The organism is Streptomyces sp. NPDC002773 (assembly GCF_040295605.1).
In the GTDB taxonomy this organism is placed as follows: domain Bacteria; phylum Actinomycetota; class Actinomycetes; order Streptomycetales; family Streptomycetaceae; genus Streptomyces.
Map to the genome: position 1 here is coordinate 1 of NZ_JBEOVO010000039.1, position 25714 is coordinate 25714.

The window sequence follows — 25714 nt, forward strand, 5'->3', positions numbered from 1 at the left end:
CGCTACTCCCGCTACCAGCTCCGCATCGCCGCCCGCGCCCGCGAACTCGTCGACCAGGGCACGCCCATCGAGGCCGCCTGCCGGATCATCGTCCTCGAAGACCAGCTCGAAGAAGCCCAGCGGATCAACGCCGAATACCGCCGCGCGGCGGAATCGACCGACCCCCCGCCCGCCGCCTGAGGCGGTGTCCCCTGACGGTCACCCGGGCCCCCGCCGGAGGCGCACGCTTCGAACTCCACCTGCCTCACACGAGAGACAGGGAAAAATGAGGAGCAGGGGGCAACCTTTTGGCGGAAGTATGAGTCTCCTGAACGATCACACAGTGATCGGACCTACGAGGAGACCATCATCACCGCCATACGCAAGACCCTCACCGCCACCGCAGTCGTCGGCGCCGTCCTGGCGGGTTCGGCCGCCTGCGGCACGGTCGAGCAGCTCTCCGCCGGCCAGAAGTTGGACAAGGCCTTCGAGAAGCTGGGCAAGGAGAAGTCGATCTCCTTCGAACTGGGCCTGGACGTCGACGCCGCCACCATCAAGGAGATGGACGCCGAGTCGGACCCGGAGCCCGGCGACGAGATCCCCGACGAGGCCGCCAAGCTGATCAGTGGCGCGAAGATCTCCGTCACGGTGGAGTCGAAGAAGCCGATCGACGAGTCCGAGGAGAAGGACCTCGTCGGTATGGCCATGAAGGTCAGCAGCCCCGACGGTGACCTCGTCGAGTACCGGGTCATCGGTGACTACACCTACCTCCGTTCCGACGTGAAGGCCCTCACGAAGGCGCTGGGCGCCCCCATGCCGCCCGCCGACGAGCTGCCCCCGGAGGCCGGAGGCTTCAAGAAGGCCCTGGAGGGCCAGTGGGTCAAGTTCGACACCAAGGAGATGGAGAAGGCCGGCGAGAAGCTGGGCCAGGTGCCCGGCGCCGCGCTGTCGCCCGAGCCCTCCCTGGACCCCGCGACCCAGAAGAAGGTCGTGGAGGCCCTGCGCGAGGTCATCGCCCGCGAGGTCGAGTTCAAGACCGCGGGGAGCAAGGACGGCACCGAGCACATCACCGCCACGGCCCCGTTCCGCACACTGATCACGGAGATGATCGGCGAGATCCGTCCGCTGGCCAAGGACCTGCCGCCCGGCATGGCCCTGCCGTCGGACGCGGATCTGAAGGACGCCCCCGACACCAAGGTCACGGCCGACTTCACGCTCAAGAACGACGAACTGACCGAGGTGCACGTCGACCTCGCCAAGCTGGCCGAGAGCGCGAAGGCCAAGAAGTTCGGCCTGGTGCTGAAGATGAGCAGCGGCACCAAGCCCGTCGCCCCGGCAGGAGCGACCGAGATGAACCTGGAAGAGCTCCTGGGCGGCTTCGCCGGCGCCATGATGCCCGAGGAGGAGATCGCCGAGGGGTGACCTCTGCGAAAGTCCCTCGCACGGCGGCCGGGACCCCCTAGGTACGCGTACTCATGTGCCGGCCCCGCTGCCCGTCCAGGATGGCGGGCATGGACCTTCCCGTCGCACCACCGGCGTTCGACGACTCCGCAAGGCCCCGGGCCGGTCGGGGCGCCGACGCGGGAACCGCCGCGGGGCTGCTGCTCCTCGAAGTCCTTGCTCTGCTGGCGACCTTCGGCCTGTGGCTGGTGACCGGCGTGAGCCTGGATCCGGGCAGGGAGGTGAGCCCCGACCCGCTGGGAGGCTATCTCGTCGCCGCCGGCGTGGTCGGGGCCCTGGCCGTGGTGGCGGCCGTGATCGCGTTCCGGTCCCGCGCGGTGGTGACGGCGTGGACCCAGTGCTTCATGGCCGTCGTCGTGGCGGTGGGGCTCTCCGGCGGGGCGGAGGTCCGACAGCACGAGGACAGGCCCGACCGCCCCGCCCCCGCGTCCACCGGCGAGGCCGGTTGCCGCAGCGGCGGCGGCAACCGTGAATGCGCGGACACCGGCGGCTGAGCCGGCATTCCACCCAGCCGGGGCGTACCGACGCGGTGGTCCGCCCGTCCCGTCCCGCCGGCCCCCTCAGGACGGCGTCCATGAAGCACAGCCGTACACCTCCACGATCACGGGCAGAACTGGTCGCCCAACTGGAGCGCGCGGGCTTGGAGATCGCGGGGGAGTGGGGACCGGAACACGTCCTGACCCCCGCGGCCGCATGGCGCCCGGTCATTGAGTGACCTGCGAGGAGTACGAGATCTGGCTCGTCGCCGTCGACAGACTTCTGGAACAGCGCGAACGCCACGCACGGGCGACGGCACGGGAGACCCCCGAGCAGCGGGAGGCAGCCTGGGAAGGGCTGACCAACGCGCGACTCCGGCCCACGAGGCAGCTGCGGGGGCCCTGGATCGGGTGGCTCGGCCTCAACGACGGCGCCGGCGACCAGGTGCTGATCCGGCTGCTCGACCTGGGCGCCGGCTACTTCCTGCACCGCCCGCTGCCCACCGCGGTCCTCGACGCCGCGATCGCCCACCCCGACCGGGAGATCCGGGACACGCTCGCGGAGTACCAGCGGTCCAGGACCCCGGACCGGTGGACCAGGCTCGTCCTGGGCGAGGAGAGCCCCGCCCGGCGCGCCCTGCTTGCCGAACTCGCCACCCGGCGCGGCGGCCTGACGGAGGCCGGATACGAGCGGATCGCCACCGACCCGTCCCCCCTCGTGCGCGTCCAGGCCGCGCGTACCCCCGCCCTCCCGGTACGCCTACCACGGCCCTCGCCGACGACCCGGCCCCGTCCGTACGGGCTGCCGCCTGCGACAGGGCCTGGCCGCACCTGGGCCCCCGGCCCGGCAGGCCCTGCTCACCGACCCCGCCGACGACGTACGGACCGCCGCCCGGCAGCGGGACCACGACGGCCGCGAGGACAACCCGATGGACCTGGCCGCCTACGAGGCCCTCGCCCCGGACCGTGCGGCCGTCGCGTTCCGGCGCTTCACCCCCGAGGTCACCGCGCTCCTCGCCGCCCACCCCCACCTACCGGCCGACGTCCTCGCCGCGCTCGCCGCGGACACGAGCGAGCAGGTACGCCGGACCGCGTCCGTACACCCCGGACTCCCCGAGGCGCAACGCGCGGAATGCCTGGCGCACGCTCTCGGCGGCCTCGGCGGTCCGGTTGCTCGACGACGGGAGCGCGGCGGTCCGCTGCGCGGCGGTGCGTCATCCCGCGCTGCCCGCCCGGTCCCTGGTCCGCGCCCTGCGCGACGACGACCTCCGGCAGCAGGCCGTCCTGAACCCGGCGCTGCCCGAGTCCGTGATGCACTGGATGATCGACACCGCCCTTACGGAACAGGCGGCGACAGCGACTAGAATCGACGGCGACACCGCGTGCCGGTCACCGACCGGGTGAGGCATGGAGGTGTCGGGACATGCCTACGGAGGCATCCCGTGCCAGTCGAGTTGAACCACATGATCGTCCACGCCCGGGACAACCGGGAGTCCGCGGAATTCTTCGCGAACCTGCTCGGCCTGGAGATCACCGCCGAGTGGGGCCCGTTCGTCGCGGTCGACCTGAGCAACGGCGTCACCCTTGACTTCGCCGCCATCCCCGCGGACAGGATCACCCCCCAGCACTACGCCTTCCTGGTCTCCGAGGAGGAGTTCGACACGGCGTACGCGCAGATCGGACAGCGCGGCATCGAGCACTACGCCGACCCCCACCGGAAGCACCCGGGCACGATCAACCACAACGACGGCGGCCGCGGCGTGTACTTCGTGGACCCGGCGGGCCACCTCTTCGAGCTGATCACCGTGCCGTACGGCGGCTGGGCCTCGTCAGCGCACATGCGGCACGGCCCGATCGCACCGGTGGCGTAACCGTCTCATCCCCGTAGGTGGGGGAGGAGCCGGTCGGGGGTGAGGGGCAGCTCCCGCAGCCGTACGCCCACCGCGTGGTGCACGGCGTTACTGATCGCGGCGGCCATGCCGACGATGCCGATCTCTCCGATGCCCTTGCTGCCCATGGGATTGAGGTGGGGGTCCTCCTCGTCCAGCCAGTGCGCCTCGATCGCGGGTGCGTCGGCGTTGACGGGGACGTGGTAGGAGGCCAGGTCGCGTTCGGCGAAGTCTCCGTACGCGGGGTCGAGGGTGCTGTGTTCGGTCAGCGCCATGCCCAGTCCCATCGTCATGCCGCCGATGAACTGGGAGCGTGCGGTGCGGGGACTGAGGATCCGGCCCGCGGCGAAGACACCGAGGAGCCGGCGGACACGTACCTCGCCCGTCGCGGTGTCGACGTCGACCTCGGCGAACTGGGCGCCGAAGGCGTGTCGCGCGTAGGGGGAGGTACGGCCGGCTTCCTCCGCGGTGTCCGCCGAGGCGGTGAGGCCCTGGGGCGGGAGCGGGCCGGTGTGGGCCTGCAGCAGGCCGACCAGGGTGGTGCAGGCTTTGTGGACGGCATAGCCCCAGGACGAGGTTCCCGAGGAGCCGCCCGCGAGCGGCGCGGCGGGCAGGGCGCTGCTGCCGACGTCGATGCGGACCGTCGCCACGGGGACGCCGAGCGCGTCGGCGGCGATTCGCGCGAGGACGGTACGGGCTCCGGTGCCGATGTCGGTGGCGTCGAGCCGTACGGTGCGGCTGCCGTCGGGTGCGGCGTGCGCGGTGGCCGTCGAGGGGCTGAGGAGGTAGGGGTAGGTGGCCGCCGCTACTCCGGTGCCGGACGCCCGGTCGCCGGTCCGGCGTGTTCCGGGACGGGGGTCGCGGTCGGCCCAGCCGAAGAGCCGGGCGCCTTCACGCAGGCAGGGGGCGAGGCCTCTGCTGCTGAAGGGGCGGCCGCTGTCGGGTTCGGTGCGGGGCTCGTTGCGCAGCCGGAGTTCGACCGGGTCGATACCGGCGGCGACGGCGAGTTCGTCGACGGCCGTTTCCAGGGCGTACATGCCGGATGCCTCGCCCGGGGCGCGCATCCACGAGGGCGTGGGCACGTCGAGGGCGACCACGCGGTGACTGGTGCGGCTGTGGGGCGAGGTGTACATGGTGCGGGCGGGTACGGCCGCCTGCTCGACGAACTCCTTGACGGTGGACGTCTGGGTGGTGATCTCGTGGGCGAGGGCGTGGATCCGGCCGTGGGTGTCCGCGCCGATGCGGACGCGTTGGACGGTGGGGGCGCGATGGCCGACGGTGGCGGCGAGTTCGCGTCGGGGCAGGACCACTCGGACGGGGCGTCCGACGTGACGGGCGGTCATCGCGGCGAGGACGACCTGGGGCCGCGGGGTGCCTTTGGAGCCGAAGCCGCCGCCGACGTACGCGGAGTGGACGGTAACGCGGTCCGGGGGCACCTGGAGCAGCTGTGCGAGGGCGTCGCGTACGGTCGTCGCTCCCTGGCTGGAGTCGTGCACGGTCAGGTCGCCGTCCTGCCACCAGGCGGTGGAGGCGTGGGGCTCCATCGGGTGGTTGTGCAGCGCGGTCATGGTGTACGTGGCGTCGACGCGCACCGGGGAGGCGGCGTAGGCGGTGTCGAAGTCGCCCCGCTCGCGCACGGCCGGGTGGCCGCCGTTGGCCTCCTGGGGGGTGTAGAGCCGGGGGTGGCCGGCGGGGGGCCCGGGGTCGTGGTCCTCGGTCGCGTACTCGATCCGCAACTCGTCGGCGGCCGCGCGGGCGTTCTCAGGGGTGTCGGCGACGACGACGGCGACGTACCAGCCGCGGTGGGGGACGCGTCCGTTCTGGAGGAGCGCCAGGGTGGGGTCGTCGGCCTGGCCGAGGCGGGGGGCGTTGTGGTGGCTGAGGACGGCGTGGACGCCGGGGCGCCGCAGGATCTCGTCGGCGTGGACGGCGGTGACGGTGCCGCGGGTGATGGTGGCGGGCACGGGGACGGCGTGGAGACAGCCCGGCGGGGTGTGGTCGGCGGCGTAGCGGGCCTGGCCGGTGACCTTCTCCCGGGCGTCACGGCGGACGTCACCGTCGCCGTCGGTGCCGATGGGGGAGCCGGGCGGAGTCTGGGGCGGGGGAGTCGGAGGGGTCATGACGGTGGCCGGGTCTCCTCAGGGACGGGAGGTGAGTTCGGTGAGCACGCGGATGGCGAGGTTGCGGGCGAGCGGCACTTTGAAGGCGTTGTCGCGCAACGGCCGGGCCGCTGCGAGTTCGGCATCGACCGCCCGCGCGTACGTCTGCGGGGTGGCGGGCGCTTCGCGCAGGACCTCCTCGGCCGCGCGGGCCCGCCAGGGTGCGGCCGCGAGGCCGCCGAAGGCGAGGGCGGCATGGCGGACGACGCCGTCCTCGACGATGAGGACGGCGGCGACGGAGGCGAGCGCGAAGGCGTAGGAGGCGCGGTCGCGGGCCTTGCGGTAGCTGCTGCGCCCTCCGGCGGGCGGGGGGAGCGTCACGGCGGTGAGGAGCTCGCCGGGGCGGATGACGGTGTCCTGTTCGGGCCGGTCGCCGGGGAGGCGGTGGAAGTCGGTGACCGGCACGGTGCGTTCCCCGTCTGGTCCGAGCAGGTGGACCTGCGCGTCGAGGCAGGCGAGCGCCACTGCCATGTCGGAGGGGTGCGTGGCGACGCACTGTGCGGAATGGCCGAGCACCGCGAGATCGCGGTGGACACCCTCGCGCGCGGGACAGCCGGTGCCCGGCCGGCGTTTGTTGCAGGGCTTGGAGGTGTCCTGGAAGTACAGGCAGCGGGTGCGCTGGAGAAGGTTGCCGCCGGTGGTGGCGGTGTTGCGCAGCTGCGCGGAGGCACCGGCGAGGAGCGCCTGGGACAGGGTGGCGTACCGGCTCCGTACGAGCGGATGGACGGCCAGGTCGCTGTTGCGCACGGTCGCCCCGACGCGCAGGCCGCCCTCCGGCGTCTCCTCGACACCGTCCAACGGCAGCCGGCTGATGTCCACGAGGAACGAGGGGCCGGCCACACCGAGTTTCATCAGGTCGACGAGGTTGGTGCCGCCGGCGAGGTACTGGGCGCCGGGGTGGGCCGCGTACGCGGCGAGCGCCTGGTCGGTGTGCAGGGCGCGCAGGTATCCGAAGGGTTTCACGAGGAGGCCTCCGCGATGGCGTCGACGATGTGGGGGTAGGCGCCGCAGCGGCAGATGTTGCCGCTCATCCGCTCACGGATCTCCTCGGGGGTGAGGGCCACCGGACCGCCGCGGTGGGCCTGGTCCGGTGGTGTCACATGGGAGGGATGCCCGGCGGCGGCCTCGTCCAGCATGGCCACGGCCGAACAGATCTGGCCGGGTGTGCAGTAGCCGCACTGCAGGGCGTCGTGGGAGACGAACGCTTCCTGGAGCGGATGGAGCCGACCGTCCTCGCCGGCGAGGCCCTCGACCGTGACGACGGGCTCGTCGCACGTGACGGCCAACAGCAGGCAACTGTTCACACGCCGCCCACCCACGAGCACCGTGCAGGCGCCGCACTGCCCGTGGTCGCAGCCCTTCTTGGTCCCGGTGAGATCCAGGTGCTCGCGCAGCGCGTCCAGAAGGGTGGTGCGGTTGTCGAGACGCAGAGCGTGCGTGACCCCGTTGACCTGGAGCGAAAGCGACGACGTGAGGCCCTGCCGCCCTCCCGCCCCGCCTTCACCTGCGGCCGCACTCCCGTCGGCCCCTGCGGTACGGTCCACGGTGGCTGCTCCTTAGGCGGTGAATCGACTGTCGTCCTGCCCGACATCCCCTTCCCCGCCGCCCGCGCCCTATGTCCCCCCTGTCCGCCGAACGATGCAGGGGCCACCCGTCCGGCGGACGACCCACGACCCGGCCGCTACGGTTCGCGCCCCGGATCCGTGAGAACAGGCAGACGCCCGGCGCGCCTCAGGGCGGCGAAATCGCCGCCCGAGTAGGAGCTCGCGGGCCTTGTTCCAGGTCATGGCCCGGTACCGCGGGGGGTTCGTTGTTGCCCGGACGGGGCGGGTTGAGGGCGCGTACGACGAGGCCGCCGGCCACCAGCGACCCGCTCGCCGGGCCTGGGCGAGCCTGTCGGCGAGCCGGTCAGACCACGTTGTGTCTCGGATTGGCGGGAAGTGGAGCAGCCGGATGCTGCCCTCCTTCGTATATTGGCTCTCCACACAGAGGGGGATGTCATGAACAGGATGAAGCTGGGTGGCTTAGCTGCTGCGCTTGCGCTCGGCACGACGCTGACCCTAGGAATCTCTCCCGCCAACGCCATTGATATCCCGCCAGGCTCCAGCGTGGGGGCGTTCACTCACGTGAAGAACGGACGGTCGGGCCTTTGCCTGGCCGTGCCCGGGGGCAGTCACGGCGCGGCGGTCCAGGTCAACCAGTTCACCTGCGGAAACTGGAACGACCACTACTGGCAGCTGACCCTGGAATTCAGCACTCCGCAGGGTGCCGGGTGGTACAGCATCCGAAACTTCAACAGCGGGCAGTGCCTCTCCGTGGACGCGGCCAGGCAGGACGAGAATGCGCCGGTTACCCAGTATCCGTGCGGCTCACCCGCGCCATACGTCGATCAGTACTGGCACCCCGCAGGCGTGGCGATGACCGAGAACGGCAGGGTCGTCGAGGGCTGGATCCTGGTCAACTACAACAGCCGGAAGTGTGTCGGCATCCAGGGCGGCAGCAGCGCGAATACGGCCCCCGCTGTTCAGGTGGACTGTGACAGCGGAGGCGCGAGCACGCTCTGGCAGTAGAGGCGCGGTCTGCCCGCACTTTGCCTACGCCGTAGCAAGCAGGCAGACACACACGCAGTCGGCAGGGCCGAAGACCAGCCCCCACTCCAGGCGGCCGGCCTCCGTGATCGCGAGCACGTCAGCGCCCGCCCGCAGTCTCCGCCCGCCACCTTGCCGGACTCGATCGCGGCCGCCGTGAGGCGGACGTCCACTTCGAGGACGTTCTGCAGCTCAGGAAGCCCGGGTTCCGACCGCCGCCGAGCGTGGTGCGGGAACGGTCGGCCCTGGCATCGCCAGCGCGTCGACGCACAGCGGGTACGAAGCAGGGGCAACGGTCGGTACGCCAGAGCGTCGCCGTCTACGGCGCTGGCCGGGCAGGGTGCCGACGCCACCACCGGCGGCGGGTGCGGGGATGCACCGCGCGGCCTATACGTCGCCCGACGGCCACATAGCCCACGAGCGCGCCAGTGGTATTGAGGAGGACGTCGTCGACGTCGAAGGCGCGTCCGGTGATGAGCGCGCCCTGGATCAGTTCGACGATCAGCATCGTCCCGACCGTGAGCAGACCGACGCGCACCACACCCCGCGTTCTGCGCGACAGGAGCGGCAGGAGGATGCCGAACGGGACGCCGAGCGCCAGGTTCCCGCCGAGCTGTTTGACCGTTTCCACGAAACCCGGCTGCTCGAGGTAGGCGCGGATCGAACGGCCCGGCGTGAGGTTGCTGTGGGTGAGCGGCACGGAAGCGGGTGACGCCTTCAGGGTGAGCCCTGCCAGGACGATCGCGAACGCCACCATGCCCACGAGAGCGACGAGCGCCACCACCGCCCGCACCACCCGGCCAGGCCCGCGCCGCCGGTACTCCTGCCCACTCCGGGCCGACCCGTCCTGTCCTGGCACGACCCGAACGCCGTCGCCCGTCTCCGCCACTTCGCCCCGGGCAGGCCTGCTCCCGGCAGCTTCCCCGCCGCCGGCCGAGCTCCCGGCCGACTGGCCTCCAGGTGCTCCACCGGGCACCAACTTGCCTCTGCCCGGGCCACTTCTCCACATCCTCATGTCTGCCCCCTCGCCGCCTTCTTGGAAAGATGCGGCTACCCGGCAAGGCCCTAGGCAACCCGAAGCCGGCCGGCCGCTAGACGGGGGCAACGGAGATCAAGAGGCACCGATCCAGTCGCCACACGCCCAACTGATCCTGAATGCAAGCAGGTCGAGAGCCGACCCAGACAACCAAGGTGACCGAGCGGACGGCGCCGATCAAGACGGCCAGACAGAGAGCAGACCTTCGAGCCAGAGGCGCCAACACGGACACCGCGCCGGCGAAATGCCGGTTGCTGTCGGCGGGTGAACGATCGGTGAAACGGTGACGTGGACGCGGGGCTGCCGCCACGATGGTTCCATGAGCGAAGCAGGTTCGGGACGGGGCGAGTGGCCGGTACGGGTGAGGGTTCCGGTGGAGCCGGTGGAGGCCGCGGTGGAGGCAGATGCCGTCGACGCGGCGGTGAGCCACAGCGGCCTGGTCGTACGGGGCCCGCTGTTCGGTGTGGCCGCGCAGAGCGAGGACGACGGACCCCGGTGGCGGGTGGTCGTCGAGGTCACCAACGGCTGCCCGCAGCAGGCCCGCGACGGGCTGAACTCGCTGTTCTGGTTCCGGGCGAAGGACGACGCGAAGAGCCAGGCGGAGCGGCGGGCGCTGCTGGCGGCGGTCGCCCGGCTGGAGAAGGAGTACGTCGACGAGCTCACCGTGCTCGACACCCGCTACCGGGTGGTGCGGGCTGAGGAGTACGCGGCCGTCGACGCGTACGGCGACCTCGAAATGCCACGGCCCACCGATCCCGAACCTCTCACCCCTGACTGGAGCCCCGGCGCCGGCGCCCTCAGCCCGAGGGTCGACGACGGCCTCGTCCTGGACCCGGAGGCGCCCCTCACGCCTCTCCAGGCGGCGGAGCGGCTGTCCTTGCGCTCCCTGACCTACACCGGAGCCAGGTTTCCCGGCCCCGTACTGCAGGACTCCGCGAGGGCCCTGGAGACCCACCCCGACGTGATGCTCATGCCGACGGCGTTCCTGATCGTCGAGCGGTCCGGTACCAAGCCCTGGACGCCGGGCAGCGGCCTGCAGGCCACCGCCCATGACGCACGCCGGACGCTGGCCTTCTCGCTGAGCTGGTGGGAGCCGCGGCAGCGCGGCCTGATCCCCTTTGACGCCGAGAGGGACGTCGACGCCCGCTCCGTCGTCGCCGAGAACACCAGCCCCGCAGCCGCGGAGCTCGCGGTGTTCGCCGAGGCGGAGGAACGGCTCCGTGCCGGCAATCTCAACCAGGTCGAGGTCCACGGCACCGTCTCCCGGATCGCCCGCGCCCGCCGCCTGCTTCGCTGGGGCCACGACGGACCGGAAGGCCCGCGCCCGTCCGACATCAACACCCACGGCCCCGAGGCCCTCCACCCGCGCCTAGACGAGCACGGCACGGTCCACTTCGAAGAGCCCGCGGAGGACGAATCCGCCACCTGATCCCGCTCAGTCGAGGAGGCCGAGTTCGGAGCCCGGCCGCGAGCAGCGCGATGTCGCGGCGGCGAGTGGTCCGAGCCCGTGAACTGCGCCGTCGCCTCCAGACGTTCCCGCAGCTGCTCGATCCCGGTCCACACGTCCCGCAGCCGGGACTCCACCAGCCCGTCCGTGTAGAGCACAGCCCTGCACCGCCCAAGGCCGCGCACCGACACCGGACGCGGCCCTCAAACGTGCACGTGCACGCACGTGCAAGATCAACTCAATGCCCCTTGCCCTCGCAGGGGGCAGGAGCGGCTGGGACGTGCAGGTCGCGCGGCACACCGTGGAGGCCGGCGAGTCGGGGAACGGCTGACGGTTGCCGTCCCGGCGGTAGCCCCACGCCTCGTACTGCGCCTGGACCTTGGGGCGGCCGGGGTCGACCAGGACCACGGCCTCGAACCGGTCCTGAAGGAGTGCGGTAGGCAGGTGCTCGGCCACCCTGGTCTTCCGCCCCCGCAGGCGCACCATCAGCTCCGAGACGCTGAAAGCTGAGTCGTCCGCCGGCGGCTCGGTCACGAGCGGGCGGACCGGATCCTGGTCGGGCACACAAGAAGTGGACGATCTTCAACGACGCGGCCAGATTCGTGCGGCGGCCGCTTCTGTACGACCGCGCCCCGCGCGGTTTCGCGCCCTCGAACTCGCGAAGCCGCCAGCCTCATCCACTCCCGCCGCCCCGTACCGGAGGCGAGCCGACCGAGATGCCGGCGACTCGAGACAACGAGCATGCCTACGGCAATCTGGTCCACGACTACCCCTCGCGACAGAGATCGCCGACGGCCGGGCTACGGACTACCGCATCGTGGCCCCACTGCCCCCGACGCCGACCTGTGCGTCCTGCTCAACCTCCCCACATCCGGCGCCGACGACCGTGACGGCGGGGCTGCGGCGGGGGAGTGCCCCTATGCCTTGGTCAAGGGAACCGGGCTGCGTTGGCCCGCGATGCCGGGTTGCCCAGGGCGGCGAAGACGGAGAGGTAGAAGGTGCGTTTGCGCACGCTCCCCGATTCCGTGGCCCGCGCCCACAGGCGGGGACGCCCATAGACAGTTCTCCACGGGCCGTGCCAGCCAGGTAGATCACGCCACTGCACCCCGGTCCGCACCCGATGCAGAATCCCGTTGATCACCTGCGGGTGATCCGCAGGGGGCAGGACAGGGGTGGCCGGCCGCGGGAGGGGCGGAGCGGGACCAAGGACGATCCGCGGCGGCACTCGATTCCGGATTCGAGGAAGCGGTGCAAGAACGACCCGGCGGATGTTGCGGGCCGGCGAGACGATCCTGACGCACCCAGATCTGTCACTGCCCGTGTACGTATCAGGCGGGATCGAGGCGCGGACGCGGAAGCCGCACGCACGCTGGCCGACGCCGGGACGACCGTTATGTACCAGGCGACGACGGGGTGTTCGGGCCGATCGCCTTGCCCGGGAAACAAGAGGCCCGCTCTCGCGAGACGAGCGCGGACCGTCGTCGCAGTCCGTGCGGCAACACGGGGAGCGACGGGTCCCTGATCGCTTCCTGCTGCTGCCAGTAGGCCACAGGATGCCGAACAGTGGCACCTGCGAACCGAGCCGGTCACCTCAGCCGCCTCCGCGAAGGGACGGCCGCAGCCGAAGTCTCCAGTCCACCGAGCGTGAGCCGAGCTTGCCTCCGGATCCGCGGTTGTCCGAATCGGGGATGGGGGGGCGACGGAGTAGCTCTCGAAGGTGTCCTCAGAGCCGGCCGGACCTCGCGAAGGAGCGCTGCGTGCTCCCCCAGGGCCCCGAGGCCGGGTGCATCCATAACTCGCGGTGACAACGTGCCAGCTGCACCGTCACATCCTGCGCACCCCAACAGCTGCGAGCGAGTCTTACGAGCTCGTCCAAAATGAGCATTGGTGCGTCGAGACTGCGACCGTTGAACATGGCCTGGGGGTGGGGAACGGGGCACGTGCGACGATCATCCGGAGTCGACAGATTCACGAGACTGACTCATGCCGTGCAGACCAGGTGGCCCGCGGACGCGGAACATGCCGCTGTTCGTCGGCAATTCACATACCGACCGCCTGAGATGCCTGCCCGGACAGTACGTTCCCTCCGTGGACATGCCTACCGCAGCACGCTGGCTCGTCTTCGGCCTCGGAGGCATCCTTGCGCTCTCCGCCGTCTCCGCGCTGCCGCGCCTCCGCGCGCAGGAGCCCGCCCACGTACGTTTTCGAGCGTCGCTGGACGTGATGGACGGGCTGTTCTTCGCCTTCGCCACGCTCGGCGCGGCACTCGGCAACACCTTCCTCATGGTCATCGCCTGCGTCGTACTGGGTACGGGAGTCGTGGTGAGGGCGACCCATTACGTCCGAGCTCGCCGAAAGGCCAGACGAGGCATCCCTACAGATTGCGGATGCGGCCGCCGACCCAACGCAACTGCTGACTGACCACACGAGACGTCTGCGGGGCGCCGACGAAAGCATGTTGCAGAAGGTTGCTTTCGGACAGGTGGTTTCGTCGAGTAGTTGTGGGTTCTGGCACAGATCTTGGGGAGTCGTAGCGGAGCGTCACCTCGATGTTCGATCGTGAGGGGCGGGCTCGGGTAAGACGGCGTACCCCTTGTCGCTGCACAGCTGAAATTGACGCTCCCTCAGGTGCTTGTCGGTCGATGTCGTGGTCGGCGGTGGACGGTGATGGTGCTGGTCATGCAGACCGATGCACCGTTCTGGGACTCGCTGGTGTTCGACGGGATCGACGATGTGGATGTCGAGGCGGCTACGGCCGCTTTCGGCACGGTCGAGGTGGCGGCGAGAGGCCGCGCGACCGGTGTGGAATGTCCGGACTGCGGCCGCTTTTCGGACCGAGTCCACGGCCGATACCAGCGCAGGCTGAAGGACCTTCCACTCGCTGAGCAGGGCTTGGTGATCCGGCTGACGGTCCGGCGCTTCATCTGCGGGTCGGCGCACTGCCCGCCCTGGACGTTCGCCGAGCCGTTCTCCCGGCTGGCCGCCCCGCACGCACGGTTCACCACGCGGCTCAACCACGCCCTGGAGCGAGTGGGGCTCGCGCTGGCCGGACGGGCAGGCGCCCGGCTGGCCGCCCAGCTGGGATTCGGAGCCGGCCGGATGACCTTGTTTCGCAGGGTCATGGCATTGCCCGATCCGCAGCTCAGCACGCCGCGTGTGCTGGGTGTGGACGACTTCGCGATCCGCCGAGGCCAGACCTACTCCACCGTCCTGACCAGCGTCGGAGACCACCGTGTGGTCGACGTACTCCCGACTCGTGAAGCCGGGCCGCTGGCCGCCTGGCTGATCCGCCATCCCGGCGTGGAGATCATCTGCCGGGACCGGGCGGGCGCCTACGCCGAGGGCGCCCGGCGCGGTGCCCCCGAGGCTCTGCAGGTCGCCGACCGGTTCCATCTGTGGCAGGGCCTGGGCCGGGCAGTGGAGACCTGCGTCGCCGCCCACCGCGACTGTCAGCGCAAACCTTCGCCCGGCAGCATGCTGCTGGAGGCCACCGGCCGGACTTCCGGTCGGCCGCAGGACGACTCGGAGCCCGTCGGCCGGCGGGCCGAGCGGAAGAAGGCCGCACATGCCCTGGTCCACGAGCTGCTCGCCCAAGGCCACTCACGCCGGGCGATCGCCCGGCACCTGGGCTGGGGTCTCAACACCGTGCTCCGGTACGCGAACGCCGCACGCTGGCAGGAAACCTTCCGCGAGAACCGGCCCCGGCCCAGCAGACTGGACCCCTACAACCCCTACCTGGAGCGGCGCTTCGCGGAGGGATGCACCAGCGTCACCCGACTGCACGGCGAGCTGGTTGCCGAGCACGCTCCTGTCACCTACGGCATGGTCCGCGCCCACATCGCCACGTTGCGCGGCGCTCCGTCCGGCGCGCCGCCCCGGCCGCCGACGGTGCGGCAGGTGACCGGCTGGCTCACCCGGCACCCCACGGCCCTGGCCGAGGAGGACCTCGCCGGTCTGAAGGAGGTCCTGACGCGCTGCCCCGAGCTGGACACGGCAGCCGGACATGTCCGCGACTTCGGCGAGATCCTCAGCGGCCGCCTCGGCTCCACACTTCCCACCTGGATCGACGCGGTCGATGCCAGCCAGTTACCCGGCCTCACCGGCTTCGCACTCCACCTGCTCCGAGATCTCGACGCCGTGACAGCTGGGCTCACCCTGGACTGGAGCTCCGGCAGCATCGAGGGCGCCGTGAACCGCATAAAGAAGATCAAGCGGCAGCTCTACGGTCGGGCCGGGTTTGACCTGCTCCGCAAGATGATCCTGCTCCAGTGACCCGCTCAGTTCAGGGGCCCCTGCTGCGGGGTGCAGCAGTCCGTCGGTGCCCACGACGAGCGAGATGGGTGCCTGCCGGGCAGCGAGTCGGGTTCTGGCAGGCTGACCGAGTGAGCGGGAATGTTGAGGCGTCCGGCGACCGGTTTCGAGATCGGCGCGAACGCAAGTACGGATATGACTTCCTCGATGAGGTTCTGGTGCACTGTCCTCGGTGTGATGGGTGCGCCACTGTCACGCCCCACCCCGGGATCCCAGCAGATGAGAAGGCCGCCGGCTCCGGGAGCCTGGATCTCCATCGGCGGCTGCGGTGCACGGGGTGCGGCTTCTTCAAGGATCGGAAGGTCGACTCTGCTGTCGTGGGCAGCCCTGTCGATCCTTATTTCCAGCGACCGGTGTGGTTGCAGACGAGCTGCTGTGGACACGTCCTGTGGGCCTATAACGTGCGTCATCTCGATCTGCTGGAGGCCTACGTGGGGGCCAAGCTTCGTGAGCGCGGAGAGTTTGTGCCTTGGGCCCCGATGAGTCTGGTCGAGCGGCTTCCCACCTGGTTGAAAGTCGCGAAGAACCGGACCGAGGTTTTGCGGACGATCAGGCGCTTGCGTTCCACACTGCCTGCTGGTGGGTGATCGAACGCGCGGTGGCCACAACTCAGGCACGGCCGACGGGCGTCCATCCGGCCAGTATGCAGGGGCCAGTCTCACCCGTTCGATGACGAGTCAGCGCACGTGAAGCGGTCTGGACACCCTCCGTGACCACTCCCCAAGATCTGTGACAGAACCTAGTTGTGAAGGCGCTCGTCGATGAGTTTGGAAGACTTCTGTTCCACGGATAGGTGATGTCGACGAGTTTGCAGGTGTCGGAGGTCGAGCTGTACGCGGCGATTTGGCGTGACCATCGCGGGGTGTGTAGCTGCGGGAGACCGAGCGCAAGTACAAGGTGCCGTGGCGGACGGTGCGGAAGGTGTCCGTGGTGTGGCTGGACTGAAGCTCCTATAGGTGTTCAAGCCGGGCTGCGAGGTCCATAGGATGCGTTCGTGGCTCGGTCTGATGTGGTGAAGGCGACGTTCTGGGGTGAGGGCCTGTATGGGGTTCAGCCCCCGCTGACCGGCGCGGTCGTTCAGGATGCGGAGCTTCAGCTCGGTGTCCGCCTGCCGGCTTTGTTGCTGGAGTTCCTGCGGGTTCAGAACGGCGGTCTGGTGGCGGAGTTGTGGAACGCGTTCCCGACGGACGTGCCGACGTCGTGGAGCGAGGATCACATTCCGCTCGACGACATGATGGGTATCGGTCGTCACGACGGCCAGTCGTCCTTGCTGGACTCGCCCTACTTGGTTCAGGAGTGGGGCCTTCCGTCTCCTCTGGTTCTGCTTTCCGGTGACGGTCACTGCTGGATCGCTCTCGACTACCGGGTCTGCGGAGAGCGGGGGGAGCCATCCGTGACGTGGTTCGACGTGGACGGCGACACGGAGATCCCGCTGGCCGCGGACTTCCAGACGTTCATCGAACGGCTGACTGCGGCCGCGTCGTTCGACCCCGAAGCCGCGGACGGAAGCCGGTCGCTGGGATGATCTGGCGTCGGCCGAGCCTGCCGTGTTCAGAATGCCTGTGGTCCTGAGGCGCCTGTAGACCTCGCGGGCGGCGAGCCTCTTGAGGCGCCGCATGATGTCTGGTGGACATGCCCTTGGTGGTGCGTCCGGCGACGTAGTCCCGGTTCCGTTGGTCGTGCCGCATGCGGACCAGGACGATGGTGTAGGGGGGGGCACTGTTGGTGTGGCGGTCCCCGCGCGGTTGATGCGGTGACGGTTGGTCCGGCCGGACGAGGCGAGGAAGAGGGCCGCCCCGCGCAGGTGCGCGAAAGACACCTCGGACCGGAGCCGGCCGGGGTTGTCTCCTGCGGTAATCAGTAGCTGGCCGGCCGTCTCGGTGCCCACCCGGGGCAGGGCGACGAGGCTGGGTGCCGCCCGGTCACGAGGGGAGCCAGGTCCGCGTCGGCCTCTTTGATTTCCTGCTGAGGGGTCTGGTAGGCGCCGGGCCAGGCGGCGAAGTGCCGTCTTGGCCGTGCAGGCCGGGTCCGTGAGATCGCCGACGGGCCGGTTCCGGGCGGGGGTGTCGATCAGCAGAGTGGTGGCCCACCCACGCAGCTTGTCCCGCAGGGCGGAGGGGGGCGGTGATCATCGGAGCGGGGATCTGGTTGATGGTCTGCGTGCGTGCCTTGATGGCGCTCTTGCGGACCGCGCAGCGCGTGAATCGCTTCCATGATCCCGTCCGGGTTCTTCAAATGCGGCTTGCGGGACCGGACAGGACGGTGGTGTCCCTGCCCGGACGCGGAGTGCGCTCGCCGGCGGATCGGCCGGGTCGGGTACTGGTCAGGCCGCGGAGGTGGAGGGGCCGGCGGGATCGTTGGGATCGGTGGCGGTGAGGCGGCGGGCCAGGACGTGTTGGGTGGGAGCCTGGTGCCCGCCTGAGGCGAGGATGCGTACTTCGTTGTGGTCGCTGATCTCCGCCCGGATGATGCCGGTGGGGTCGGCGTAGACGGGATGGCCGCCGGGCCCCTTGGCAGAGGTGCGCTCGACGATCACGACGTCCTGTGCCGAACCAGTGTCGTCGGAGAACATCAGCTCGTATCGGACTGGGTTCATTCCGCCCATTTTACGCCGAAGGCCCAGCCACGCCCCCGGCCGACCAGCCGAGAACCCGCTGGTTAGAGTGGTGCGGGGCCGCGCCGCCGCACCAGGGTCGGGCGCGAGACCGGGCCGACTGCCGACCGCAGGGGTCGCGGGCGACCCACCGCCCCCGCTCCGTCTCGTCCGGCCCACGGCCGCCTGCCCCGGAAACCCCGCATCACGTGAGTACCGACATCGCTCCGCACCCCGACCCCGCCTCGGCCGGGACTGGCTCCGCCGCCGTCCCCCGCAGCCGCCGGCGCCCGCGCCTGGCCCGCATGGCCGGCCGTGCCCCGGCGCGACCGACGCCTGCGACCGCCGCCCACAACGTCAGCGCCGCCACAGCGGCGCTCCTCGCGCTCGTCGCGATCGGCGCCGCCCTCCACGAGCCGGTGCTCATACCTCCGCTCGCCGCCAGCGCCGCACTGGTCCACTGTGCCCCCGCTCTGCCGCTGGCCCAGCCGCGAAGCGTGGTCGTCGGCCACCTCCTCGGCGCCGCCGCCGGATACGGGGTGGCTCTCGCCGCGCACGGCAGCGCCTGGGCCGCAGCCCTGGCCGCCGGTGTCACCATCGCCCTGACGACACTGGCCCGGACCCCGCACTCGCCTGCCTGTGCCACCGCCGTGGTCATCGTCCTCCAGGAGCCTGCGCCGGGCAGGTTGGTCCCCCTGCTGTTCGGGTCCACGGTCCTGCTCGTACTGACCGCGTACGCCGCGTCCCGCGTCCGGCGTGCGGCGCCGAGGTACCCCGCCTACTGGTGGTGAGCCGCTCCGGCCCAGCGCCTACGCCGGATTGCGCCCCGCAACGACGCCGTACGCACTCCTCCCGTGGGCGTGAGTGGGCGGCGGGGCCCGGGTGCGACCCGGGGGCGCCACCCCTCCCGGACGCCTTCCCCCTAGGTGATCGGAGGCAATTTCCGGCGGGTTCCAGCCGGAAGAGCCAGCCGTGGAGAGGCGCGCCGGGCATCGGCCGTGGGCGGGATCTGGACGTGTGAGATCCGCTGGCCCGATTCCGAACTCGGCGTCCCCGACTGACGGCTCGGAGTCTTCGTCTCCGGCATCGCGGGCATCTCGTGCACGGCCGCCTCAGCGCGCCCACGTTCGAGTGTCAGAGCCGCTGGGGAGAGTCGTTGAGTGATGGCTCAGCCTGCCATCGGGCGCGCACGACTCCGTCGCGGTCAGGCATGACAGCGGAGAGCAGAGGGAAGCGTTCATCGGCGTACATGGGCACGAGCGCTGCAGCATGGGCGCCGGCGATTCGGGCAGCCAGGTCCGGGAAATCGTCTTCGTCGGCGATGGCGCTGTGGATCTGGCCGTCCGTGTCCTGCCAGACGCCTTCGACGAAACCCTCGGTGGGGAGCGCGTCGAGGACGGTGACGGTGTCGGAGGAGAGGTCTGGCCACACGGCCAGGCGCGCGCGGGGAGCGAGGGCGGCGCGAACCGTGTCGATGGTGTCGCTGGTGAGGCGATGCCATCGTGAGGCGTTTTGCACGTAGATCTCTTCCAGGAGTCCCGCGCTGCCGCTGGCGACTGCCCTGTGCAGGCCGTCCCAGAACGCGTCGTCGCCCGGCCGTGGAACGCCATTCTCGTCGGGTTCGAAGGCGTAGGGGGATGCGTCCAGGCGTTCCGGGAACAGCCCGAGCTCGCGGGTGCGGGCCAGTGCCATGTGGCAGGGCCGGGTGCTGCCGATGTACACGTACTGGTCCCAGCCGACGTGCACGGCGAACGCCCCCTCAGCCTCCAGCCGGCACCAGGCGCCACTGTCCCGCAGCATGAGCCGCACCAGCTCCAACCCGGTGTCCAGCAGCACCTCTGCTCCGTCGTGGAAGCCGGCAAGGCCGCCCGGAAGGAGCGGGCCGAGACCGAAGCCGTCCACAGGCGGCTCGACACCGAAACGGACGAACGACGACGAGACCTCCGGCTCGCGCACGGACAAACGGCCGACGCCTGTATCCGCGGCGAACGCCTGAACCGCTTGAAGATAGGCCGCCTCGACCTCGCCGTGATCGCTGGTCACGTCCTCGGCACCGGTGTAATGCCCGTAAACGTCACGGTCGGCGGGGTCGTACTTGGTGACGCGATACACGTGGGAGAGCTGCACACCGACATCTTCCAGCGCTGCCCTGAGCAAGTGCCACGGATTTGCGACCCGACGACGACACGCACTACGAGACCACGCAGAAATCTGCTGGTCAGCATGCTGTGGCATGCCACAAACCGCGAGACCCCGCAGCTCCCAAGCTATGCAGCCCCGGCGCGTAACCGCACGACTGGTGGCGCAGAAAGACGCGGACGGATTGCCTCGCCGGGATTCGAACCCGGGTTTCCGATTCCGGGCGAACCGGAGACCGGTGTCCTTGGCCGCTGGACGACGAGGGATGTCCGGCATCGTACGGGTCGGGGTGAAGCAGCGCACCAGGGTTCCCGTGTTTCCGGCGGACGCGGAGCTCGTACGGCGCGCCACTGCTGATCGCCTACGCGTGTTCGAGCAGGTCGGTACCGGCGAAGCCGAGGAGCGCGGCGTCGGCGGTGGCGCGCAGCAGCGGCCCCGATTTCCCCGACCGGCCGACCGCGGTGTGTCTCGGCGAGCTCGGCGTAGGCCCGCTGGTACGGGGTGCCGTACGCGCTCGCGGGATGGTGCAGGAGGCGGTGTGGGTCAACCGCTCCGACACCGCGACGCTGCGCGACGACCGCGGCCGCACTGTCGACGCCGAGTCCTGGGGCCACCGCCACCACCGTCGCTGAACCTCAACCTCCGGAGCCCGGGGTTCCTCGCGTTCCCCGCAGGAGCTGGGGCACTGGCATGTGATGGGGAGGTACCGCCAGAGGCGTGCGGGCGCTGGCTGAGGCTGCGGGGCGGGGGTGTAGTCCAGGAGTGTTGTCTCGCAGGGGCCTTCGGCGTGCACCTTCAGCGCGTCGGCTTCCCTCTGGTCGACCGCCAGGCCCCAGCGGACTTGGTGGCATCCCGCCCGCGGGTTCTGGCCGGCCTTCGATCTTCTCGGCCTGGCGGTGACCACGACGAGGGAGGTCGCGGCGTCCTGGGCAGTTCCGCGCGACCGCCACCCGCTTCGACGAACGTGCCGCCTGCTACAGGGCCGGAGCCCGCCTTGCCGCACTCACCCTCTGGCTCCGCGCCCCCTTCCAGGATCCTTTGCCAGACCAGACCAGACCAGACCAGACCAGACCAGACCAGACCAGACCTAGCGACGCGATGTCCTGCGCGCCCCTCGGGACGGCTCGTCCGGGTCAACCGGATCGAGGGTGAGTTCCCACTGGTGCCTGCTCTTGTCGATGGTGACCAGGACGGGCCCGCTGGGCAGGGCGACCTTCTCTCGGACCCGGCGACCGTTCCACTCGTACACGAGCCGCTTGGCAGGGCGCCGCAGGTCACTGGGGGAGTCACCCCAGTGGTAGTGCATCTGGAACCAGCCGTTGTGCGGGTCCTCCGCCCGCACCTTCAACTCGGCCGCGGGACCGGTGCGGACGAAGACTTCCCGACCGCTGCCCGCGATGGTGCCGAAGTCCAGCGGCAGGGCTGCCGACAGGGGCAGGACCGTGAGCTGCCACGCCCCGGAGTTGCGCACCTTCAAAGTGAGCGGCCCGCCCTTGCGGTGGGGCGCCATCAGGGTGCGGCCGTAGTGATCAGGTAGGTCGGACAGGAAGACATCGTCCTCGCGGCCGGGAATCTTGACGGAGATAAAGTTGTACTCCTCCGTCCGTGCCTCCAGGATCACCGGCTCCCCGTTGGGCGGAAACGGCAGGTCCACGGTGACCGTCTTCGTACCCTTGCCGCGATAGACGCACGGCTCGAACGCGAAGAAGCCGGCCGCCCAGGACGGGGGCTCGAAGGATGTGCCGACGGCGGGCGTCCCGGCAGCGTACGCGGGCACGAGCCCGGCGGTCGCAGAAACAGGCGACATGGGTGAGGTGGGGTACGTCGCGGAATCACTCACCGGGCCGTGCCCGGACGACACCTGGCCCGTCCTGTGCACATCCGGCCCCGGCACCGACGGCGCCCCGGGTGCCACCACGCCGGAGCCCGTCTTACCCACCCCGGCGAGCGGCACTGGGCCCGACACGGAGGGCACAGCCGGCGACGCCGAAGGGGCCACCAGCGCCGTTGGTGACACCGCCGTCACCGCCCCCGCGCCCCCTACGTCCTGCGTCAGGCCCGCGAGCCCGTCCTCGTAGCCTTGCCCCACCGCGCGGAACCGCCATGCCCCATCGCGCCGGTACAGCTCACCCAGCACGAACGCGGTCTCGGCGGTGGCGCCCGTGACCGCGTACTGCGCGACGATCGTTCCGTCGAACGTGCTCAACTGGGCGTAGAGACCGCGGACCTGTCCGAAGGTCCCGTCCGCGCAGGATCCGACTATCAGTACCCGCTGGACGTCGGGGTCGACGCGGAGCAGGTCCACCTCCAGCCATTCGGCGAGCTGTCCGGCGCCTTGTCCCGTGCCGACGTACCGAACGGTGCCCGAGGGGTGGACGGGCCGGTCGTGGAAGACGATGTCGACATCGCCGCGCACCGCTCCGGCCGCGTCGAGCAGAAGGGCAGCCGCTGACACGGTCGGCGCACCTGGCACCGACTGTCGGCCTACGGCAACCCGCAGAGGGACGGCGGGGACGGGCGCGTTCGCACCCTTGATCATGTGCGTCATACGGCACATGGTGACAGCGAGCCGACACCTGGAGAAGATCTCTGGCGCGGAACACGCCATTGCACAGGGAACTTCGTCAAGGTCAGCGGGATCGCAACGCGTCTGCCACTCGCCGCTGAACCAGGCCGGGGGTACCCCTATGTGTGTGGCCAAGGTCGAGGACCAGTAGGTTCGGTGGTTGAGGGTGGGGCCGAGCCGTAGGGGTGTGCATGGGTGATAGCCAGGTCACGATCAAGCTCACGAGTGACGAGGCGCTGGTGTTGTCGGACTGGCTGGAGAAGCTGCAGATGACGGACCTGAGCCGGGTTGTCGATGATCCGGCGGTCTGGGCGCCGATCCATCGCATCGCCGGGACGCTGGACAAGTCACTTCCTGGGCTGTTCGCGCCTGACTATGACCAGCGTCTTGAGGCCGCTCGCCGACGGCTTCGACCGGAGGAGGACTGACCGGTGAGGCTGAACCGTCATCTGACTCCTGCGGATTGGGGTTCGTAGAAGGTGCGTCGCGGAGCATCGCGAAGAGGCCACCGGCCCGGCGCCTGGCGAGGCAGAGCAGCGCCTGGGTGTGGTGCTTGCCCTGGGCCATCTCCTTGTCGTGGTAGGCCCGTGATGCAGGGTCGCCCAGGGCGGCGAACGCGGAGAGCAGGAAGGCCCGTTTGAGCTGCTTGTTCTCTCTCCGGGAGGACTGCTCGCCGCGGATCGAGGAGCCCGAGCTCCGGGTGGCCGGGGCGAGTCCTGCGTAGGCGGCGAGGTGGCCGGCGGTCGGGAAGGTGCGGCCGTCGCCGGCCTCGATCAGAATCCGGGCTCTGGTCCTGACGCCGACCCCGGGCAGCGACCTCAGGACCTTGGAAAGAGGCTGGGTCTCCAGGAGTTCCTTGATCCGCCCGGCCCGACAGATTCCGCTGGTCGAGGACGGCCGTCAGCGAACCGGCCAGGCTCGGGACGATCAGCGCGGCCGCCTCGGTCCCCGGGACCGTCACGGTCTGCTCGCCCAGAGCCTCGACGATCTCCTTCACGAGCCGCTCGGCCAGACGCGGCGCCTTCGGCCGCAGCAGGGTGATCAGCCGTCGATGGCCGGCCTCGCGTATCTGCGCTGGGGAGCCAGACCGTTCGAGCAGTGTAAGGACGGCCGGATGCTGCAACCGCGGCCCCAGGACCCGTTCCAGGAAGGGACGGATCGGGGTCAGCAGGCCGTGGAGCCGGTTCGCGACGCGGGTGGCTTCGCCGGCGAAGTCGTCGTCGAAGCCGACGATCATCCCAGCTCGGCTATCGTCTCGTCCTCGCCGTCGATGGCCTGCAGCGTGTGGGGCATCGCGCGGGCGGCGTCGGCGATGATGAACGCGTCCTTCGCGTCGGTCTTGGCCTCGCCGGGGTAGAGGTCGGCGATCCGCCGCATCGTCAGCCCGGGCAGGTAGGCGACCGGGCAGCCCATGCCGCGTGCGACCGCGAACGCCAGGGCTCCGACCGAGGCCGGCTGGTCGACCACGACGAGCACCGTTCCGTGCCTGGCCTGGAGTTTGACGAACAACTCGCGGAGCTCGGGTTCGGTATTGGGCAGGCGTTTGTCGAAGGCTTTCTTCCCGGCCGGTGTGTCGGCGGTGGCGTGGTGTTCGCCCTTGTCGCAGTCCAGGCCACGCTCGCTCTGCACGACCGCGCCCGTTACACCGACGGTTGCGCCGCCCACCCCGTACCACCCTGGGCGGGCACCTTCCCGCGGGCCGGGGCCTGCACACCCGGCTCGTCTCCGTCGAGAACCAGGAGCTGCTCGCCGCGCCAGGAGACCGTACGCCCCTGCTGCGCGTGGCGGAGATAACCAGGCTGCGCCCGCCCCGGCTCGCCGCAAAGGCCCCGTCGGCCGTGCGGAGTGGGACTGGCGAGAGCGGCAGGAAGCCAAGAGGCACGAAGCGGTACCAGCCAGGCGCGCCAACCCTCGCGCCCCTGCCCCCTGACGCGGGCCCTGGATGAGGCAGGCTCAGCCGATCGCGAAGTCGGCGAACTCGACGTCGCTGAAAGCCACGTGCAGACCGTGGGCCCGGCGGCCCCACTCGCGAAGTAGGCGTGCCCTAGCGCCCGGGCCAGGATCACCGTCTGCTGCTGCTCACCCGCGCCGGCATCCCGGGCGGCGAACAGCTCCCGGGCTACCCCTGCTGGCAGATCCTGGGTGATCCACCGCACCCGCGGATCGTCCGAGGAGCCCTGCAGGAGCCGCGAACCCGAATCGCGCCCTGGTGTGGAAGACGAACCCCTCCGCCTCAGCCCGGGCACCCTGACGGGCCCGTACCCGGGGCTGCCACCGAACCAGGACCGCTTCCTCGATCGCCCGAACCTGCATCGGAGCCGACGGACGACACGCTCCTGGCTTCTTCGTCACCCACCGCTACACAGTCGACGTCAAGGTCGTCGTCTTCGACTCGGCCCTGCCCGATTTCTACATGGCGCACCTCGACATGGGCAGAGTGGGCGAGCTCGGGGAGGGGATGCCGGTCTGGTTCGACCTGGTCGAGCGGCTGGGCCGGGCCCCGTTCATCACCGTCGGCGCCGTTCGCGGCCGCGCACGGGGCATGGGCAACGAGTTCCTGACGGCTCTCGACGTGCGGTTCGCCCGCGAGAGTGCCATCCTGGGCCAGTTGGAAATCGGGGTGGGCGTCATCCCCGGCTGCGGCGGCATCCAGCGGCTGACGCGCTTGACCGGGAGGGCGCGCGCTCTGCAGATCATCGCCTCGGGCGAGGACTACGACGCGCACACGGCCGAACTGTACGGCTGGGTCAACCGCGCCGTCCCCGACGCCGACTCGACGCTTTTGTCGAGAGGTTCGCGCAGCGGATCGTCCACTTCGACACCGAGTCCCTGCGCGCGATCAAGGCCATCATCAACGAGGAAGCGCCCCCGGCCAGCCGCGAAAGCCTGAAGGCCACCAACGAGCGCTTCAGCCAGCTCTTCGCCCGGCCCGCGGTCCAAGCGGGCCTCCAGCAGCTGATGTCGGCGAGCCCGGAAGCCGCCCTCGACATCGAGCTGAACATGGGCGACCGGATCGGCTCCCGCCCCTGACCGGCGCTGGGCCCCGCACGCGTGACCACCTGGGTGCTTT

At 70.4% G+C, this 25714-nt stretch carries 19 protein-coding genes, 1 tRNA gene and 5 pseudogenes; 14 read left to right on the plus strand and 11 right to left on the minus strand.

Translation table 11 applies throughout. The annotated features are described in order from the left end of the window. The 5 genes and pseudogenes from ABT034_RS30705 to ABT034_RS30725 all read left to right on the plus strand — a co-directional run. Positions 1-180: pseudogene (locus ABT034_RS30705) on the plus strand (MerR family transcriptional regulator); the annotation flags it as partial. A gap of 273 nt (positions 181-453) precedes the next feature. Further along, the gene (locus ABT034_RS30710; protein WP_351220345.1) at positions 454-1401 is read left to right on the plus strand and encodes a hypothetical protein; all 948 of its coding nucleotides are present in this window, start codon (positions 454-456) and stop codon (positions 1399-1401) included. A gap of 89 nt (positions 1402-1490) precedes the next feature. Further along, positions 1491-1934, plus strand: coding sequence for a DUF6234 family protein (locus tag ABT034_RS30715; protein ID WP_351220346.1), 444 nt, complete (start codon positions 1491-1493; stop codon positions 1932-1934). Positions 1935-3086: 1152 nt separating this feature from the next. After that, a complete protein-coding gene (locus tag ABT034_RS30720) occupies positions 3087-3320 on the plus strand; it encodes a hypothetical protein (protein ID WP_351220347.1) in 234 nt (77 codons plus the stop codon). A gap of 38 nt (positions 3321-3358) precedes the next feature. Beyond that, the gene (locus ABT034_RS30725) at positions 3359-3787 is read left to right on the plus strand and encodes a VOC family protein (protein WP_351220348.1); all 429 of its coding nucleotides are present in this window, start codon (positions 3359-3361) and stop codon (positions 3785-3787) included. Between the two features lie 5 nt (positions 3788-3792). On the opposite strand, the gene ABT034_RS30730 is transcribed toward ABT034_RS30725, so the two are convergent. The 3 genes from ABT034_RS30730 to ABT034_RS30740 are packed head-to-tail and all read right to left on the minus strand — an operon-like array spanning position 3793 to position 7508. Then, the gene (locus tag ABT034_RS30730; protein ID WP_351220349.1) at positions 3793-5925 is read right to left on the minus strand and encodes a xanthine dehydrogenase family protein molybdopterin-binding subunit; all 2133 of its coding nucleotides are present in this window, start codon (positions 5923-5925) and stop codon (positions 3793-3795) included. Between the two features lie 18 nt (positions 5926-5943). Then, entirely contained in the window at positions 5944-6927 is a 984-nt protein-coding gene (locus ABT034_RS30735; protein ID WP_351220350.1) for an FAD binding domain-containing protein, read from the minus strand. Next, positions 6924-7508: a 2Fe-2S iron-sulfur cluster-binding protein gene (locus ABT034_RS30740; RefSeq protein WP_351220351.1), complete on the minus strand. Its 585-nt coding sequence runs from the start codon at positions 7506-7508 to the stop codon at positions 6924-6926. The genes ABT034_RS30735 and ABT034_RS30740 overlap by 4 nt, the downstream gene beginning before the upstream one ends. A 456-nt stretch (positions 7509-7964) precedes the next feature. On the opposite strand from ABT034_RS30740, the gene ABT034_RS30745 reads away from it, so the two are divergent. Continuing rightward, the gene (locus ABT034_RS30745; protein WP_351220352.1) at positions 7965-8534 is read left to right on the plus strand and encodes an RICIN domain-containing protein; all 570 of its coding nucleotides are present in this window, start codon (positions 7965-7967) and stop codon (positions 8532-8534) included. 337 nt (positions 8535-8871) lie between these two features. Here ABT034_RS30745 and ABT034_RS30750 read toward each other — a convergent pair whose 3' ends face one another. Then, on the minus strand, positions 8872-9336 hold the full coding sequence (locus ABT034_RS30750; protein ID WP_502973092.1) for a VanZ family protein: 465 nt from the start codon (positions 9334-9336) through the stop codon (positions 8872-8874). 571 nt (positions 9337-9907) lie between these two features. Here ABT034_RS30750 and ABT034_RS30755 point away from each other — a divergent pair. Continuing rightward, entirely contained in the window at positions 9908-11017 is a 1110-nt protein-coding gene (locus tag ABT034_RS30755; protein WP_351220354.1) for a DUF5954 family protein, read from the plus strand. Between the two features lie 1051 nt (positions 11018-12068). On the opposite strand, the pseudogene ABT034_RS30760 reads toward ABT034_RS30755, so the two are convergent. Further along, positions 12069-12248, minus strand: a pseudogene (locus ABT034_RS30760) (transposase); the annotation flags it as partial. 881 nt (positions 12249-13129) lie between these two features. Here ABT034_RS30760 and ABT034_RS30765 point away from each other — a divergent pair. The 3 genes from ABT034_RS30765 to ABT034_RS30775 all read left to right on the plus strand — a co-directional run bounded on the left by ABT034_RS30765 (position 13130) and on the right by ABT034_RS30775 (position 16871). Next, on the plus strand, positions 13130-13456 hold the full coding sequence (locus ABT034_RS30765) for a hypothetical protein (protein WP_351220355.1): 327 nt from the start codon (positions 13130-13132) through the stop codon (positions 13454-13456). A gap of 258 nt (positions 13457-13714) precedes the next feature. Continuing rightward, positions 13715-15307: an ISL3 family transposase gene (locus ABT034_RS30770; RefSeq protein ID WP_351220356.1), complete on the plus strand. Its 1593-nt coding sequence runs from the start codon at positions 13715-13717 to the stop codon at positions 15305-15307. A gap of 1033 nt (positions 15308-16340) precedes the next feature. Next, positions 16341-16871 (plus strand): SMI1/KNR4 family protein, encoded by a 531-nt coding sequence (locus tag ABT034_RS30775; protein ID WP_351220357.1) that lies wholly within the window; start codon positions 16341-16343, stop codon positions 16869-16871. A 264-nt stretch (positions 16872-17135) separates the two neighbouring features. Here ABT034_RS30775 and ABT034_RS30780 read toward each other — a convergent pair. Continuing rightward, a pseudogene (locus ABT034_RS30780) lies at positions 17136-17234 on the minus strand (hypothetical protein); the annotation flags it as partial. A gap of 435 nt (positions 17235-17669) precedes the next feature. After that, the gene (locus ABT034_RS30785; RefSeq protein WP_351220358.1) at positions 17670-17942 is read right to left on the minus strand and encodes a DUF6296 family protein; all 273 of its coding nucleotides are present in this window, start codon (positions 17940-17942) and stop codon (positions 17670-17672) included. 206 nt (positions 17943-18148) lie between these two features. On the opposite strand from ABT034_RS30785, the gene ABT034_RS30790 reads away from it, so the two are divergent. Further along, on the plus strand, positions 18149-18730 hold the full coding sequence (locus tag ABT034_RS30790; RefSeq protein ID WP_351220359.1) for an HPP family protein: 582 nt from the start codon (positions 18149-18151) through the stop codon (positions 18728-18730). Between the two features lie 343 nt (positions 18731-19073). Here the strand turns inward: ABT034_RS30790 and ABT034_RS30795 are convergent, their stop codons facing one another. Both ABT034_RS30795 and ABT034_RS30800 read right to left on the minus strand, forming a co-directional pair. Next, positions 19074-20066 carry an RNA-binding protein gene (locus ABT034_RS30795; RefSeq protein ID WP_351220360.1) on the minus strand — a complete coding sequence of 331 codons (993 nt, stop codon included), beginning with the start codon at positions 20064-20066 and terminating at the stop codon, positions 19074-19076. A gap of 196 nt (positions 20067-20262) precedes the next feature. After that, positions 20263-20342, minus strand: a tRNA-OTHER gene (locus tag ABT034_RS30800). A 272-nt stretch (positions 20343-20614) separates the two neighbouring features. Here ABT034_RS30800 and ABT034_RS30805 point away from each other — a divergent pair. Continuing rightward, positions 20615-20710: pseudogene (locus tag ABT034_RS30805) on the plus strand (lamin tail domain-containing protein); the annotation flags it as partial. A gap of 455 nt (positions 20711-21165) precedes the next feature. On the opposite strand, the gene ABT034_RS30815 reads toward ABT034_RS30805, so the two are convergent. Beyond that, the gene (locus ABT034_RS30815) at positions 21166-22686 is read right to left on the minus strand and encodes a TerD family protein (RefSeq protein ID WP_351220361.1); all 1521 of its coding nucleotides are present in this window, start codon (positions 22684-22686) and stop codon (positions 21166-21168) included. Between the two features lie 149 nt (positions 22687-22835). On the opposite strand from ABT034_RS30815, the gene ABT034_RS30820 reads away from it, so the two are divergent. Continuing rightward, positions 22836-23072, plus strand: coding sequence for a hypothetical protein (locus tag ABT034_RS30820; protein WP_351220362.1), 237 nt, complete (start codon positions 22836-22838; stop codon positions 23070-23072). A 17-nt stretch (positions 23073-23089) separates the two neighbouring features. On the opposite strand, the pseudogene ABT034_RS30825 reads toward ABT034_RS30820, so the two are convergent. After that, positions 23090-24273 (minus strand): annotated as a pseudogene (locus ABT034_RS30825) (IS110 family RNA-guided transposase). A 784-nt stretch (positions 24274-25057) separates the two neighbouring features. Between ABT034_RS30825 and ABT034_RS30830 the strand changes: the two are divergent. After that, on the plus strand, positions 25058-25534 hold the full coding sequence (locus ABT034_RS30830; protein ID WP_351220363.1) for an enoyl-CoA hydratase/isomerase family protein: 477 nt from the start codon (positions 25058-25060) through the stop codon (positions 25532-25534). Positions 25535-25714: the final 180 nt, after the last annotated feature.